This window comes from Paracoccus angustae, assembly GCF_042648745.1.
Taxonomy (GTDB): Bacteria; Pseudomonadota; Alphaproteobacteria; order Rhodobacterales; family Rhodobacteraceae; genus Paracoccus; species Paracoccus angustae.
Genome location: NZ_JBHRXY010000051.1, coordinates 1 through 14,309, shown reverse-complemented (window position 1 = coordinate 14,309; position 14,309 = coordinate 1). Strand labels below are relative to the sequence as shown.

Sequence of the window (14,309 nt, the reverse complement as noted above, 5' to 3'; positions counted from 1 at the left end):
CAACCCCGAATGAAGGCCGCGGCCCCCAGGTTCGGCAGGTCAGCAATGCGTATCGTCTTTTCGCACCCAAGCGTGCCCTGGCGCTTCTTGGTCGCTGGTCCGGCCGTCCTTCCTTGCCGGATGATGATGATCTCGCACGGGCTGACAGGAAGGCCGTCGAGGCCGAGCATGTGGCATCGCTCGATCTAGGTAGCTTCGCTAGTTTCCAATGTGGTGACACGCCTCTCGGGAGGGCACTGGCACAGATGGGCCAAGCACTGGACTTACGCGAGTCTGCCAAGCGGACTGAATCCCAGTCTACCTCTTATTCTTATATCCCGATGTAGAACGAAGGCGTGACACAGATGCACTCAGACTGATCCGTCAGCTTTGACGGCACCCAAGCATGGCTATGAACATAGCCTGTGGAAGCCGCACGGCACATTAGAACTGTCGCACAAGCTGAACCATCCCAATGAAGATGGTGTTATAATAATTGGGCAAATCATTGATAGTAAACGATTATTGTTCCATAAATCCGATTATTGACCATTTGGTCAAATTTGACGGCAGGACGGATCGCGCAAGGCATGGGCCTTGCGCGATGACGTCAAAGCATGGCGCCTTCGCGCTGCATCCCGGCGGATGAGGCGCCCGCCCGGGTCAGCATCCCGAACAAGTCGCGCGGATCGTCCGGATCGGCGATGATGTCGAGGCTTTGGAAGAAGCCGGTGCCTTCCAGCCGGTCGCGCACATAGCGCAGCGCCGAAAAGTCCTCGATGGCAAAGCCCACGCCGTCGAACAACGTGATCTGGCGATCCGATGTGCGGCCGGGCGCAGCGCCCGCGATGACCTGCCACATCTCGGTGACGGGGAAATCGGCGGGCATCTGCTGGATCTCGCCCTCGACCCGGGTCTGAGGGGTGTATTCCACGAATACATCCGATCGGCGCAGGATGTCGCCGTGCAGTTCGGTCTTGCCGGGGCAGTCGCCGCCAATGGCGTTGATGTGGACGCCACTGCCGACCATGTTGTCGGTCAGGATCGTCGCGTATTGCTTGTCGGCGGTGCAGGTGGTGATGACCTGCGCGCCCTCGATGGCCTCCTGCGCGGTCTTGCAGGCAGTCGGATCGAAGCCAAGACCTGAGAGGTTGCGCACCAGTTTCGCCGTCGCAGCCGGGTCGATGTCGTAAAGCCGCAGCCGATCGATCCCGCAGATCGCGCGCATGGCCAAGGCCTGGAACTCGGACTGCGCGCCATTGCCGATCATGGCCATGGTGGTGGCGCCCTTCGGCGCAAGGTGGCGGGCAACCATGGCGCTTGTGGCGGCGGTGCGCAGCGCGGTCAGCAGCGTCATTTCCGTCAGCAGTTCGGGATAGCCGGTGTCTACACGCGCAAGCAGGCCGAATGCGGTCACCGTCTGCAGGCCCGATTTCGTGTTCTTGGGATGGCCGTTGACATACTTGAACCCATAGCTGACGCCGTCCGATGTGGGCATCAGTTCGATCACGCCATCTTCGGAATGAGCGGCCACGCGCGGGGTCTTGTCGAACAGATCCCAGCGGCGGAAATCGTCCTCGATGTAGCGGGCAAGGTCCTTCAGCACGGTCTCGACGCCGATGCTGTGAACCAGCCGCATCATGTTTTCCACGCTGACGAAGCGGATAAAGGCCAGTTCAGAGGGCTTGGGGGCAGGCATGATGATCCTTCAGGAATAGCTGCGGGTGGGGCGGTCGAAGACACGGCGTCCGAACAGGGAGGCGGTCAGATCGACCATCAGCGACGCGGTGCGTCCGCGTTCGTCCAGAAACGGGTTCAGTTCGACCAGATCAAGCGAAGTGACAAGGCCGCTGTCGTGCAGCATCTCCATTGCCAGATGCGCCTCGCGGAAGGTGGCGCCGCCCGGCACGGTGGTGCCGACGGCGGGGGCGATAGAGGGGTCAAGGAAGTCAACGTCCAGCGACAGGTGCAGCATGCCTTTTGCCGCGCGCACCTGCTCGATGAACTCGGCCAGGGGAGCGGCGATGCCGCGTTCGTCGATCTGGCGCATGTCGATGGCGCGCATCCCCGCCGCTTGAATCGCCGCGCGTTCCGGGCCATCGACCGATCGCAAGCCGATGAAGCAGATGTTCTGCGGCGGTACGGGGTTCGCCACAAGGGGAAAGCCGTCGAAACCGGCCTGACCGGTGACATAGCCGATGGGCGTGCCGTGCAGGTTACCCGAGGCGGTGGTATCCGGGTTGTGAATGTCAGGATGGGCGTCCAGCCACAGCACGAACAGCGGGCGCCCCTGCCCTGCCGCGTGATCGGCCACGCCTGACACGGTGCCCAGGGACAGGGCGTGATCGCCGCCCATGAAGATCGGAAAGCCGTCAGGCATTGCCTTGCGCGCCGCATCCGCCAGGAGGCGGGTCCATTCGGCAGTCTCCGCGCGGGCATGGACCTGCCCGGGAGCCGAGGGTTGCGGCGCCTTGGGGCCGGGCACGTCGCCCCGATCCTCGGCGGACCAACCAAGATTGGCCAGGGTCGCGGCAAGGCCCGCCACGCGGTATGCTTCCGGGCCCATGGAACAGCCGCGCCGGCGCTTGCCGCAGTCAAGGCCAGCGCCGATCAGGATGCAGGTCTTGCCCTTCATGCCGACACCGCCGCCGTCACGACCACCTCGACCAGCAGGTCGGACCCAGCCAGCCGCGCCTCGCCGCAGGCGCGGGCGGGCGCGCAGCCTTCGGGCATCCAATTGTCCCAGACCGCGTTCATGGCGTCGTAATCGGCCATGTGCGCCAGCCAGACAGTGGCAGCCAGGATGTCGCGGCGCGACGATCCGGCCTCCGTCAACAGGGCATCGACGCGCGACAGGCAATCGCGGGTCTGTTCCGCGACGGTCGCGCCCTCGCCCACCTGGCCGCACAGATAGACGGTACCATTGTGGCGGACGATGCGGCTCATCCGCTGGTTGGTGTGGAAACGTTCGATCATTTGACCCCCATGGGTGGCGCGATGTTGCGGGCGATGGGTTCGCGGCGGCGGTTCAGATGGCGCAGATAGCGCCGCTCCAACCAGCGAAAGACCCGCGTGATTGCAAAGACGATGATGAAGTACAGGACAGCCGCGGTGATCAGGCCTTCGTAGGCGAGATAGTATCGTCCGTTAAGCCAGCGTCCGACCCCCAGAATGTCCTGCAGCGTAATGGTGCTGGCCACGACCGAGCCGTGGAGCATGAAGATCACCTCGTTCGAATAGGCCGGAATGGCGCGGCGAAAGGCCGAGGGCAGCACGATGCGGCTCAGTCGAGCACGTTTTGACATTCCGGTGGCGATGGCGGCCTCGACCTCGCCCTTGGGCGTGTCCGCGATGGCACCGCGCAAAAGCTCGGTGGTATAGGCGCCCGTGTTCAGCGTGAAGGCGATCAGGGCGCACCACCACGCCTGCGACAGCACCGGATCCCAGAGCCAGCTGTTGCGGACGAACTCGAACTGCCCTGCGCCGTAATACAGCAGATAGGTCTGCACCAGCAGCGGCGTGCCCCGGAAGATATAGGTGTAGACCCAGACCACCGGGTTCAGAACCCGGTGGCGGGACGCGCGCACCACGGCCAGCGGCACCGCCATTGCGCCGCCCAAGGCCAGCGACAGGAAGGTCAGGCCCAACGTGACCCCGACCCCGTAAAGGAAGCGGTCGAAGTTTTCGGCAATCAATGCCAAGTCGAGAGGAAACCAGGAGAGCAGATTTTCCATCTTCACGCCCTCGCCACGCCGCGACTGTAGCGGCGTTCCAGCGCGCGCAGCCCCAGATCGGATACTGCTGTCAACGCCAGATAGATCACGAAGGCCGCCGCCATGAAGGTGAACAGCGCCCCCGTGGACCGGCCCGCCGCAAAGGCGTTGTAGACCAGATCCTGCAAGCCGATCACCGACACCAGAGCCGTTGTCTTCAGCTGCACCAGCCAGTTATTGCCGAAACCCGGCAGCGCATAGCGCACCATCTGCGGCCAAATGATGCGGCGGAACAGCAGCGGACGGGACATGCCGGTGCTGATCCCCGCTTCGATCTGTCCGCGCGGGATGGCCAGGATTGCCCCCCGGAAGGTTTCGGTGAAATAGGCTCCGAAGATGATGCCGATGGTCAGCGCGCCGGCGGCGAACTGGCTGATCTCGACATAGTTCCACAGGCCGGTGGCCGCGCCGAGGCCGTTGACGGTCACCTGACCGCCGAAGAAGACCAGCATGATCAGCACCAGGTCGGGCACGCCGCGCACCACCGTCGTATAGGCGCCTGCCACGGCATTGGCGGCGCGGCTGGCCGACAGCTTGGCCCATGCGCCTAAAAGCCCCATCGTCACGGACAGCACCAGAGAGGCAAGGGCAAGCTGGACCGTGGTGACAAGCCCGGCCAGAAGCTGTTCGCGATATTCCAGAAGAAGATCCATCCTCGCCTCGCTGGTTGGAGGGGGCGCGGGATGCGTCCCCGGCTGCCGTTACATTCCCTCGGGGCGACCGCCGTAGATATCGAAGGGAAAGTACGTGTCGTTGATGGTCTTGTAGGTGCCGTTGTCGCGGATTGCGGTGATCGCCGCACTGAAGGCATTGCGCAGTTCGTCATCGCCCTTGCGCACGGCCACGCCCACGCCTTCGCCATAGCATTCGACATCGGTGTGATCACCTGGCAGGAAGGCATAGTCCGCGCCCTCGGGCTTGGACAGGAAACCCTCCTGCGCGATCAGCGAATCCGACAGCTGCGCGTCGATGCGGCCTAAGGTCAGATCACGGAACACCTCGTCCTGGGTGCCGTAAAGGACGATCTCGGCATCGGGGAAGTTCGCCTCGGCATAGCACTGGTGGGTGGAGCCGCGCTGCACGCCCAACCGCTTGCCCGCCAGCCCCTCGGCGGTGCCCTGGAGGCCCGAGTCCTTTGGGGCCACGACGCGGGCCGGGGTCTTGTAGTATTTGTCAGAGAAGTCGATCTGGCGCTTGCGTTCCTCGGTGATCGACATGGAGGCCACGATGGCGTCGAACTTGCGCGCCTTGAGTGCCGGGATCATGCCGTCCCATTCCTGTTCGACCAACTCGCACTCGCGTTTCATTTGCGCGCACAGCGCCCTGGCGATCTCGATGTCGAAGCCCGCAAGGCCGCCGTCGGCCTCCTTGTACGAAAACGGGGGATAGGCGCCTTCGACCCCGATGCGCAGGGTGTCCTGGGCAAGGGCGCCGGTGGCAAGGGCTGCAAGGGCGGCGGCGGCAAGAAGGGTTCGTCTGATCATGGTGGTCTCCTCCACTGGTTTGTCAGTTCATCCGGGACAGAAAGGCTTGGAATTGCTCGGTTTGCGGACTGCGGAACAGGTCGGCGGGCGCGCCTTGTTCGCAGATCTCGCCCTTGTTCAAGAACACCGTCTTCGATGACACGTCGCGGGCGAATGCCATTTCATGCGTGACGACCAGCATGGTGCGGCCCTCGTCGGCCAGGGCGCGCATCACGGCCAGAACCTCGCCCACAAGTTCAGGATCCAACGCCGAGGTCGGCTCGTCGAACAGCATCACGTCGGGCTCCATGGCCAGGGCGCGGGCGATCGCCACGCGTTGCTGCTGGCCGCCCGACAGATGGGCGGGATAATACTCGGCACGGTCGGACAGTCCGACCTTGGCCAGCAGGGCGGCGGCCTTGTCCCGCGCCTCGCGCCGGGGCGTTCCGAGGACATGGACGGGGCCTTCGATGATGTTTTCCATCACCGTCATGTGCGACCACAGGTTGAAGCCCTGGAACACCATCGCCAGCTTGGACCTCATCCGTTCGACCTGCCGGTGATCGACGGGACGGCGTTCGCCCCGATGGCTGGTCATGCGCATCTCCTCGCCCTTAAGCCAGACGGTGCCGTCGGTAGGTGTTTCCAGCAGATTGATGCAACGCAGAAAAGTGCTTTTGCCCGACCCGGAGGCGCCAAGGATCGCCACCACGTCGCCCTTTTCGGCGGTCATGGTGATGCCTCTCAGCACCTCGTGGTCGCCAAAGCTCTTGCGGATGTTTTCCACGCGCAGGGCGGGTTCAGTCATGCTGGTTCCTCCGGCTGGCGGCCGAGCGCGGCGAGCTCGACCAGGGTAACGGGCTTGACAGGAGTGCGGACACGGCCTGGTCCGATGGTCGACGGATGGCAGCCGGTCGCCTCAGCGATCAGGCCGATGACAGTGACCTCGCACATGCGGCCTTGGCACGGACCCATGCCGGTGCGCAGGGCGGTGCGCATCAGGCGCAGGCCATGAGCGCCGTCTTCCGCCGCCTCGCGGATGGTGCGGGCGGTGACTTCCTCGCAACGACAGACGATCGTATCGTCCGGCGGGGCTAGAAAGGCGGGTGGGACGGGATAGGCCGCGTCCAGTAACGGGCGCACCGACAGGCTGCGCGACAGGGCGCGCTGCTGCGGCCGGGCACGCGCGTCACGTTCCGCCCTATTCATCAGGCCGGCACGATGCAGGATCGCCAGTGCGGCCAATGCGCCCTGCGCCCTTGCAACATCTGCGCCGCCAATGCCGCCGCCGTCGCCTGCCACAAAGACATGATCAAGCGACGATTGGCCCAGAGCATCCAACTTGGGGCGCCATGCCTGCTGAGCAGGGTCATACTCGTGTTCAAGACCCATCGAACGCGTCAGATGGGTTTGGGGAATGACCCCCAGATGCGTCAGCAGCAGGCCGCATTCCAGCTCCTGCCTGCCTTTGCGCGTGGTGAAGCTGAACGTGATCCGACCCTCGTCGGTCTGCACCGCCCGGAAGTTCGTTGCGCTGTGGTGGCGCGGGATGCCTGCCGCGCGAATGCGCTGGATCAGGCCTAGACCCTTGACCAGCGTCATGGCGCCCGGCATCGCTTGCGGCAGTCTGGGCAAGGCGCGCAACAGGTCGGAGCCTGTCTCGACCAAAGCCTGCGGCGGCGATCCGGCGGCGATCATCTGCGCCGCGACCAGATAGAGGAGCGGCCCCGCCCCGGCAAGAATGGCGTCACGAGGAAGCATTCCCGACTGCTTCATCAGGATCTGCGCGGCGCCCACGGGCATGACCCCGGGCAGGGTCCAGCCGGGGAACGGCACCGGACGTTCCTGCGCGCCGGTGGCGATCAGAAGATGAGGGGCATGGGTGATGTGGCTTTGTCCATCGCGCGACCAGATCACGCCCTGCTGCGGGTCGAGGCGCCAAACCATCGCGCGCGGCTCATAGGCAATCAAAGGATGATCCAGCCTCCGGACGAGATCGGCGCCTTTGGCGTAATCCGCGCCCAGCCAGTCCCGTCCTGCGGCATTCGCGACATTGCGATAGATCTGGCCCCCGACGCGATCCTGTTCGTCCAGCAGCGTGACCCGCATCCCTCCGTCGGCCGCGATGCGTGCGGCGGCCATGCCGGCGGGACCGGCGCCGATGATGACAAGATCCGCAGTCATGGTGTATCCCCGATCCGGCGGGCGCCGGTCTGGCGGTGAATGACCATGCCGTCGCGCGCCGGGGTCATGCAGGCTTGAATGTTGTGGCGGCCGTCGATGGTCACAAGGCAGTCGAAACAGACTCCCATCATGCAGTATGGCGTGCGCCCTGCCCCGGTGACGGGCGTACTGCGCGTAGCGCCGCCATCTTGGGCCAGCAACGCGGCGGCGACGCTTTCGCCGGGGCGGGCCAGAACCTGTTCGCCGTTGAAGGTCATGCGGATGGTGCGCGGGATTGCGCCCGGCGCGTCACGAAAGCGCGAAGCGGCGTTCATCGAAAGCCTCCAGATCGGGGGCCGAGGGATCGCCGTCGATCCAATCGGCCAGTCGCGTCGCGTGCAACGGCGCCAGCGTGACCCCACTGTGGCAGGTGACAAGAAATGCGCCGGGGTGATCGGCCGAGCGCTGATAGATCGGATAGCCGTCGGGCGTCATCACCCGCAGCGCCGCCCAAGACCGTAGCACGCGAATGTCGGCCAGATTGGGCCAGACCTGCACAGCATGACGCGCCAACCCGGCCATCTGATCGGTGGATTCGGTATCGACGTCGGCGTCGGCCTTTGTGCCGCCGATCTGAAGCCCACCCTCATCGACCTGCCGGATGGTGCTGGACAGGAATGGCAGGCGGTCGGCAACACGCTCGGTGATCAGCAGCTCGCCCCGCTGCGCACGAATTGGCGCGCGGAAGCCCAGTTGCGGACCAAGCTGCGCAGCCCCCAGCCCTGCGCAGAGAACGATCCGGTTTGAACGGAGCGCCTGACGGTTGTCACAAAAGATTTCAAAGCCGTCGGTCTTCGCGCGCACCGCCGACACACTGGCGTTTCCGGTAAAGCGCACCCCGCTGGCAAGACATGCCTTGCGCAGTGCGACATGCAGCCGCAGTGGGTTCACATGGCCGTCCAACGGGCAGAAAGTCGCGCCGATAACCTGTTGGCCGATGCCCGGAAGCCGGTGCGCCAGATCGCTGTGGCTCAAGCATTCGAATGAAAATTCGTTGCCCAGCGTGTCGGCCTGGCGGTGCAGATCTTGGCAGAACTGTTGAAACTCCTGCCGGTCAGTAAAAAACTCGTATCCGCCATCCTGACACAGCGCCAGATCAATCCCCGACAGCGATGACAGCCGCTCGGCGAAACCGGCCCAGGCACGCGCCGCCTGCAATGACCAACGGGCATAAGGCGCGCAGCCCGCGCCCTTCCCCTGCAGCCAGACCAGGCCAAAATTCCCTTGCGAGGCCCGCATGTCACGATCACGGCCATCCAGCACCAGCACGTCCTGCCCGCGCGCGGCCAGACCCAAGGCCACGCACAGCCCCACGATGCCGCCGCCGATGATTGCTGTGCCTGCGTCTGTCGACATTGCTCGATCTCCTCGCATCATCAGATGCCAGACGAAGGCGCCATGTGTAAAATCTGAAATCTTATGCTATTCATGCGTAAATGCTATGGAACATGTATGAAGCTGACGCATCGCCAGATCGAAGCATTCCGCGCCATCGTCGAAAGTGGCTCGGTTACGGCGGCCGCCGACCTGCTGTTTCTGACCCAGCCTTCGGTCAGCCGCCTTCTCGCCGATCTCGAGGCGGAACTGGGTTTCGCGCTGTTCGCCCGGACCGGCCGCAGCCTGGTGCCTACGCCCGAAGCCAATGCGCTTTATGAGGAGGTGCGGCGGTCCTTTGTCGGACTTGGCGAAATCTCGCGCGTGGCCGATGACATCCGCCAATACCGAAGCGGGAGCCTAAAAATTGCGGCAATGCCTGCCTTGGGATTGCAGTTCTTGCCTGCCGCCGTGGCTGATTTCGTCCGGGACAGACCAGGTATATCAGTATCGTTACGGGTCCGCAGTTCACATGCCGTGATCCAACATTTGAGTTCCCAACAGTTCGATGTGGGTTTCAGTGCATTGGAGTTTGATCTTCCTCAGGTGCGGCGCGAACCCTTGGGAACCATGCCGATGCTGGCGGTCCTGCCGCTCGGCCACTTCATGTGCGACAAACCAGTCCTTGAACCCAAGGACTTTCACCAGCAGCCGTTCATCGCCTTGGGAAGCGAGATAAGCACCCGATCGGACACCGATCAGTTCTTTTCCGTGCGCAAGGTCCGGCCTCGCGTCGTGGCCGAGGCGCAACTCTCCTTCGCGATCTGCGGGATGGTGGCCGCTGGCATTGGAGTTTCGATCATCGAACCGATCACAGCACTGCATTGCGCCAAACTTGGAATGGTGCAAGTTCGGCCCATCTCGCCGGAACAACTCTTCACCTATGATATTCTGACCCCTGCCCTTGGGCCATCATCACGGCTGGTCCACGATCTTATCGAACGGGTCAGAAGCCGATTTGATGATCTGGCATCGCAACGCTAACCTAACCAAACATGCGCGGACCGCCAAAGGATGTAGGGGGTGACACCGTCAGCCACGTCAAGGCTGCACGACCGCGAAGTCAGCGTGGGATTAATCTCAATTCAAGCAGCAGTTCGCTTTTCCCCCAGTATCAAGCTGAGAATGATTTCATCCAGCAGGTTCGTGGAGATGACATCCAGCACTCACACACCACTCCACAACCTGATCGATGTCAGCCGCGAGAGCGGTTTCAAGCCCGCCAGCAAAGGTCTGGAAGGCCGGTAGGTTCAGGCCATTGACCCCCAGCAGAACCGGAAGATTTCGTTCCAGAGCCTCGGCGATCAGCGGCGCCATGCCGCGCCCTTCGGCCTCTTGCTTGCCGAACTTGTTGACGATCAGCAGATCGGCGCCGGGCATTGCGCGCGAGACGCCGGCAACGGCCTGTTCCAGGACACCTGCATCCAGGCGGCAGCCACGGGCAAGGTTGCCGCGATCATCACTGATACGCAGGACCGGCCCATCGGGCAGGACGACAATGTCCATGTCGCACTTTGTCCGATCCGCTCGCTCGATGTTGGTCTGCACGGTTCCCGCCAGCTTCAGGTCCCGGTCCTGCAATCGGGCGGCAACCTGAGCCAGGAACCGGTCGTTTGCGCCGCGTCCGGGCAGGCTGACGTAACCGAGAGACATTTCTGTTATTCCCATAACAAGCTGCATGAAGATCCGCTTGCTGCGGTCTAGATCCGGGCCAAATCGAGTGAAGCCTAGCCCGATCTCCCGGTGCCTGCCAGTGACGCCGCCTGCGCCAGAAAGTCACATAGACCGAGGCGATTGATGCTCTCCAGGGCAGACGCCTCAGGGTGTAAATCCCTCTCCCAAGACCCGAGAGCATCCCTCAGATCCATCGGATACAAGGCGCAGGGCACGAAAGGCGGCGGCAGGTCAGTTCCCCGATCCACTTTCCTCTTCAGGCACGGTCTGCCCTGTCTGAGGCTGAGCAACTGCATCAGCATCAGCATCCGGAACGTCAGTTGTGACAGCCTGAGTTACGTCGGCCTCGGGCCGCTGCGGGCAGGTGTTCAGGCTGACCACCGGATCGCACTGGCCATCGATCCCAGTATCCTCGCGCTCGACCGGCTTGCCCTCGCGTGCGGGCAGCGGTGTGACAGTTGCCGGATTGGCTGTGGGGATCGAGGTCGAGGTGCCCGGCACCGGATTGCCGCGCAGGGCAGTCGGCGAGCCAAGGGGGCCTCCTGTCAGCGCGGGCAGCATTGCGTGAGGATTGGCAGGCGCTGAACCCTCGGGTGCCGCACCCTCTGGTTGCGCAGCGTCAGGTGTGGCTGGAGCAGAAGGGGCTTCCTGGGAAAGCGCCGGCGAAACAAGGATCAGCGCTACCGCTGCAGGTCCAAAGATCCCAGACATCACACGCATCGCATCCATCTCCTTTGCACGCTCCTAGGTCATGAACGCGTAAATGGCTCTTTCGTTCAACCGTCTGGAGGTTGAACTTCACCTTCCATTGGGTTCTGCTGCAACAAGAAGGCCTGTTTGTGATGGTTGTCTTGTTCCAGATCAAGGACCGCGCGCATCGCGAGGTTCAAACACTGCAGACACAAGATAGAAGGATGAGCCCATGACTGCATTTCAAATCTCCCGCCGTGGCTTCATGCAGGCCGGTGCGGCAGCGGTTGGAGTGACCAGCCTTGGCCACCTGATGGGCAGCTCTGCTCTTGCTGCCATCGACCCGAACTCGCATGGCCAGCGGGTCTTCCATGCCTCGCATTACGGCCCCTTCGAGGCGGTCGTGCGGGATGGGCGCATCACTGCGATTTCTCCGATCACGGAACTCGACCATCAGCCCACTGACATGCTGATGCTGGGCGTCATGGACCGCACCTATGACGAGTCGCGCATCCTTTATCCGATGGTCCGCAAGTCCTATCTGGACGGCTGGCAGAGCGGCGACACCAAGCCGGAACTGCGCGGCAAGGAGGAATTCGTCCAGGTCGACTGGGACACCGCGCTGGCCCTGACCGCCAATGCCATCGTCCAGACCATCGAGGAACACGGCAACGAAGCGATCTTCAGCTCGTCCTATGGCGGCTGGTCGAACGCGGGGTCATTCCGCCCCAACGTGATGCAGCAGCGCTTCTTCAACCTGGTCGGCGGCTGTTCCATCACCCAGGGCGACTTCTCGGCCGGCGCAAGCCAGGTGGCTCTGCCCCACATCATCGGCGACATGGAGGTCTATTCCCCCCAGACCGCATGGGAGGTCGTGCGCGACAACACCGAGGTCTTCGTGTTGGTCGGCTGCGACCCGGTCAAGAACAACCGGATCGAGTTTACCGTGGCCGATCACGGCATGTCGCGCCCCTGGGCCGAGATCCGCGACGCGGGCTGCCGCTTCATCTCGATCAACCCGCAGCGCACGGCGTCCGATTACTATCTGGATTCGGACTGGGTGCAGATCGTGCCCAACACCGACATCGCGCTGTTTCTGGGCATGGCGCATCATGTGCTGGAACAAGGTCTGGAAGACCGCGCCTACATGGACAAATACACGACCGGCGCCGACCGCTGGATCGCCTATGTCAAGGGCGAGGATGACGGCACCGCCAAGACGCCTGACTGGGCCGCGGGCATCACCGGCATCCCGGCCGACAAGATCCGCGAGATGGCCGAGCTTTTCGCCAAATCGCGCACCCAGTTCGCAGGCGCCTGGTCGCTGCAGCGCGCCCATCACGGCGAACTGACCCACCACGCGATCATCAACTTTGCAGCGCTCATCGGCAAGATCGGCAAGCCGGGCGAGGGCGTGGGCTTTTCCTGGCACTATGGCGGCGGCGGGATGCCGCAGTCGGGCCAGCCGACGCCGACCGGCCTGTCGGCGGGCAAGAACCTTGTGGACAAGCTGTGCCCCGCCAGCCGCATCGTCGAGATGCTGGAAAATCCGGGCAAGGAGTTCTTCTATAACGGCCAGACCCGCACCTATCCCGAGATCCACATGATCTACAACGCGGGCAACAACTTTGTCTCGCACCAGCAGGATTTGAACCGGCTGCTGAAAGCCTTTGGCAAGCTGCACACCATCGTCAGCCAGGACGTCTGGTGGACCGCCGCCGTCCGCTGGGCCGACATCGTGCTGCCCGCGTCAAGCACGCTGGAACGCGACGACATCTCGGTCGGGGGCACCTATTCCAACGACAAGATCTACGCGATGAAGAAAGTCATCGAACCGCTGGGCGAGTCGATGAGCGACTATGAGATCTTCGAAGCGCTTGCCGACAGGATGGGTCTCTGGGCGCAGTTCACCGACAGCGTGGATTATATGGACCACATCCGCGCGGCCTATGAACGCACCGGCGCGTCGAAGACCACGCCCTTCGAGGAGTTCTGGGAAAAGGGCTATGCCCTGCAACCCGCGCCCCCCGAGGCCCGCAAATGGGTGCGCCACGGCGCCTTTTACGAAGACCCCGAGGCAAACCCGCTGCACACGCTGTCGGGCAAGATCGAGATGTTCTGTTCCTCCATCGCCGACATGAACGTGGCCGACAACCCCGGCATGCCCGTCTGGCAGGAACCGCTGGAATATCTGGGCAACGCCAAGGAAGGCCAGCTGCACATCGTCAGCCCGCATCCCTGGTATCGCCTGCACAGCCAGATGGACAACTCGGCCAAGCTGCGCGAGCTTTACAAGATCGACGGACGCGAACCCGTGCGGATGAACCGCCAGGACGCCGAGGCGCGCGGCATCGCCGATGGCGATCTGGTGGAAATCCGCAACGAACGCGGCGCGGTGATCGCCGGGGCGGTGCTGTCGGACGACATCATGCCAGGCGTCATGTCGCTGTATGAAGGGGCCTGGCCCGATCTGGACAGCAAGGGGCGCTGCAATTCCGGGCAGATCAACTGGATCACCTCGGAACGCCCGGCCTCGGGGCTGACGCAGGCGACTATCGCCAATACCTGCGTGGCCTCGGTCGCCAAATGCGAGGACGCGGAACGTCCGAACCAGGCCCACCAGAAGCCGGCCATCCTGACCGATTACCAGTTCGCCGCCATCGACGAATCCGAACTGGGCCTGGACCGCGTGGCGGACATCGTGGAGTCGCTTTATGCGGAAATGGAGGAAGGCGAGCGCATCTTCTATCAGCGCTGCACGGTCTGCCACGGCCCCCGCGATCCGGGCGGCTTCACGCAGCTGCAATGGCGCGGCATCACGCCCTCGATGTTCCCGCGCGCGGGTCTGGATGACGACGAAGCGGCGCTTGTCACCGACTTCCTGATGCGCAACGCCTCGGACGCAGCTGTAGCGAACTGATCCCCACAGTGCGGGGTCGGCCGGATGGCTGGCCCCGCACTCGCAGGAATGCCCCGGACCTTTGCCGAGCCTTTCCTGGGGACAGCATCGGACACGGCCGGCAGGCACCATGACCGAAGGCGCCCCCTGCCGTTCCGTAACCGCCCGATTCCCGCCCCAGTCTGACCGTAGTATGCTCAGTCCATGGAGATTGATCGGGACAAGATCGACGAG

General features: G+C 63.5%; 14 protein-coding genes. 2 read left to right on the top strand and 12 right to left on the bottom strand.

The window, feature by feature from the left end; genetic code table 11:
* Positions 1-589: 589 nt before the first annotated feature.
* The 10 genes from ACFOM8_RS21090 to ACFOM8_RS21045 are packed head-to-tail and all read right to left on the bottom strand — an operon-like array spanning position 590 to position 8,794.
* Positions 590-1,678: an ornithine cyclodeaminase gene (locus ACFOM8_RS21090; RefSeq protein ID WP_377764336.1), complete on the bottom strand. Its 1,089-nt coding sequence runs from the start codon at positions 1,676-1,678 to the stop codon at positions 590-592.
* A gap of 9 nt (positions 1,679-1,687) precedes the next feature.
* Positions 1,688-2,614: an arginase gene (rocF, locus tag ACFOM8_RS21085; protein ID WP_377764334.1), complete on the bottom strand. Its 927-nt coding sequence runs from the start codon at positions 2,612-2,614 to the stop codon at positions 1,688-1,690.
* Complete coding sequence (locus ACFOM8_RS21080) at positions 2,611-2,955, bottom strand: RidA family protein (protein ID WP_207467191.1); 345 nt, start codon at positions 2,953-2,955, stop codon at positions 2,611-2,613. The genes rocF and ACFOM8_RS21080 overlap by 4 nt, the downstream gene beginning before the upstream one ends.
* Complete coding sequence (locus ACFOM8_RS21075) at positions 2,952-3,713, bottom strand: ABC transporter permease (protein ID WP_377764332.1); 762 nt, start codon at positions 3,711-3,713, stop codon at positions 2,952-2,954. Before ACFOM8_RS21075 ends, ACFOM8_RS21080 begins: the two co-directional genes overlap by 4 nt.
* A 2-nt stretch (positions 3,714-3,715) precedes the next feature.
* Entirely contained in the window at positions 3,716-4,405 is a 690-nt protein-coding gene (locus ACFOM8_RS21070) for an ABC transporter permease (protein WP_377764331.1), read from the bottom strand.
* 48 nt (positions 4,406-4,453) lie between these two features.
* Positions 4,454-5,236, bottom strand: a complete 783-nt coding sequence (locus tag ACFOM8_RS21065) for an ABC transporter substrate-binding protein (protein WP_377764329.1) — start codon at positions 5,234-5,236, stop codon at positions 4,454-4,456.
* A 22-nt stretch (positions 5,237-5,258) separates the two neighbouring features.
* Positions 5,259-6,023, bottom strand: coding sequence for an ABC transporter ATP-binding protein (locus ACFOM8_RS21060; RefSeq protein WP_377764327.1), 765 nt, complete (start codon positions 6,021-6,023; stop codon positions 5,259-5,261).
* Complete coding sequence (locus ACFOM8_RS21055) at positions 6,020-7,399, bottom strand: FAD/NAD(P)-dependent oxidoreductase (RefSeq protein ID WP_377764326.1); 1,380 nt, start codon at positions 7,397-7,399, stop codon at positions 6,020-6,022. Before ACFOM8_RS21055 ends, ACFOM8_RS21060 begins: the two co-directional genes overlap by 4 nt.
* Positions 7,396-7,713 carry a (2Fe-2S)-binding protein gene (locus ACFOM8_RS21050; RefSeq protein ID WP_377764324.1) on the bottom strand — a complete coding sequence of 106 codons (318 nt, stop codon included), beginning with the start codon at positions 7,711-7,713 and terminating at the stop codon, positions 7,396-7,398. The genes ACFOM8_RS21055 and ACFOM8_RS21050 overlap by 4 nt, the downstream gene beginning before the upstream one ends.
* Positions 7,688-8,794, bottom strand: coding sequence for an NAD(P)/FAD-dependent oxidoreductase (locus tag ACFOM8_RS21045; RefSeq protein WP_377764323.1), 1,107 nt, complete (start codon positions 8,792-8,794; stop codon positions 7,688-7,690). The genes ACFOM8_RS21050 and ACFOM8_RS21045 overlap by 26 nt, the downstream gene beginning before the upstream one ends.
* 96 nt (positions 8,795-8,890) lie before the next feature.
* On the opposite strand from ACFOM8_RS21045, the gene ACFOM8_RS21040 reads away from it, so the two are divergent.
* On the top strand, positions 8,891-9,796 hold the full coding sequence (locus tag ACFOM8_RS21040; protein ID WP_377764321.1) for a LysR substrate-binding domain-containing protein: 906 nt from the start codon (positions 8,891-8,893) through the stop codon (positions 9,794-9,796).
* A 147-nt stretch (positions 9,797-9,943) separates the two neighbouring features.
* Here ACFOM8_RS21040 and ACFOM8_RS21035 read toward each other — a convergent pair whose 3' ends face one another.
* Together ACFOM8_RS21035 and ACFOM8_RS21030 are read right to left on the bottom strand one after the other, a co-directional pair.
* Positions 9,944-10,465, bottom strand: coding sequence for a DUF2478 domain-containing protein (locus tag ACFOM8_RS21035; RefSeq protein WP_377764337.1), 522 nt, complete (start codon positions 10,463-10,465; stop codon positions 9,944-9,946).
* 252 nt (positions 10,466-10,717) lie between these two features.
* Positions 10,718-11,047: a hypothetical protein gene (locus ACFOM8_RS21030; RefSeq protein ID WP_377764319.1), complete on the bottom strand. Its 330-nt coding sequence runs from the start codon at positions 11,045-11,047 to the stop codon at positions 10,718-10,720.
* Positions 11,048-11,408: 361 nt separating this feature from the next.
* Here ACFOM8_RS21030 and ACFOM8_RS21025 point away from each other — a divergent pair, with 361 nt between their 5' ends.
* Positions 11,409-14,096 (top strand): molybdopterin-dependent oxidoreductase, encoded by a 2,688-nt coding sequence (locus ACFOM8_RS21025; RefSeq protein WP_377764317.1) that lies wholly within the window; start codon positions 11,409-11,411, stop codon positions 14,094-14,096.
* Positions 14,097-14,309: the final 213 nt, after the last annotated feature.

Excerpts from the sequence above, each read along its gene's own strand:
- ACFOM8_RS21030 (WP_377764319.1), bottom strand. The coding sequence starts at position 11,047 with ATGCTGCCCGCGCTGACAGGAGGCCCCCTTGGCTCGCCGACTGCCCTG.
- ACFOM8_RS21045 (WP_377764323.1), bottom strand. The coding sequence starts at position 8,794 with ATGTCGACAGACGCAGGCACAGCAATCATCGGCGGCGGCATCGTGGGG.
- ACFOM8_RS21090 (WP_377764336.1), bottom strand. The coding sequence starts at position 1,678 with ATGCCTGCCCCCAAGCCCTCTGAACTGGCCTTTATCCGCTTCGTCAGC.
- ACFOM8_RS21080 (WP_207467191.1), bottom strand. The coding sequence starts at position 2,955 with ATGATCGAACGTTTCCACACCAACCAGCGGATGAGCCGCATCGTCCGC.
- ACFOM8_RS21050 (WP_377764324.1), bottom strand. The coding sequence starts at position 7,713 with ATGAACGCCGCTTCGCGCTTTCGTGACGCGCCGGGCGCAATCCCGCGC.
- rocF (WP_377764334.1), bottom strand. The coding sequence starts at position 2,614 with ATGAAGGGCAAGACCTGCATCCTGATCGGCGCTGGCCTTGACTGCGGC.
- ACFOM8_RS21070 (WP_377764331.1), bottom strand. The coding sequence starts at position 4,405 with ATGGATCTTCTTCTGGAATATCGCGAACAGCTTCTGGCCGGGCTTGTC.
- ACFOM8_RS21040 (WP_377764321.1), top strand. The coding sequence starts at position 8,891 with ATGAAGCTGACGCATCGCCAGATCGAAGCATTCCGCGCCATCGTCGAA.
- ACFOM8_RS21025 (WP_377764317.1), top strand. The coding sequence starts at position 11,409 with ATGACTGCATTTCAAATCTCCCGCCGTGGCTTCATGCAGGCCGGTGCG.
- ACFOM8_RS21035 (WP_377764337.1), bottom strand. The coding sequence starts at position 10,465 with ATGTCTCTCGGTTACGTCAGCCTGCCCGGACGCGGCGCAAACGACCGG.
- ACFOM8_RS21060 (WP_377764327.1), bottom strand. The coding sequence starts at position 6,023 with ATGACTGAACCCGCCCTGCGCGTGGAAAACATCCGCAAGAGCTTTGGC.
- ACFOM8_RS21065 (WP_377764329.1), bottom strand. The coding sequence starts at position 5,236 with ATGATCAGACGAACCCTTCTTGCCGCCGCCGCCCTTGCAGCCCTTGCC.
- ACFOM8_RS21055 (WP_377764326.1), bottom strand. The coding sequence starts at position 7,399 with ATGACTGCGGATCTTGTCATCATCGGCGCCGGTCCCGCCGGCATGGCC.
- ACFOM8_RS21075 (WP_377764332.1), bottom strand. The coding sequence starts at position 3,713 with ATGGAAAATCTGCTCTCCTGGTTTCCTCTCGACTTGGCATTGATTGCC.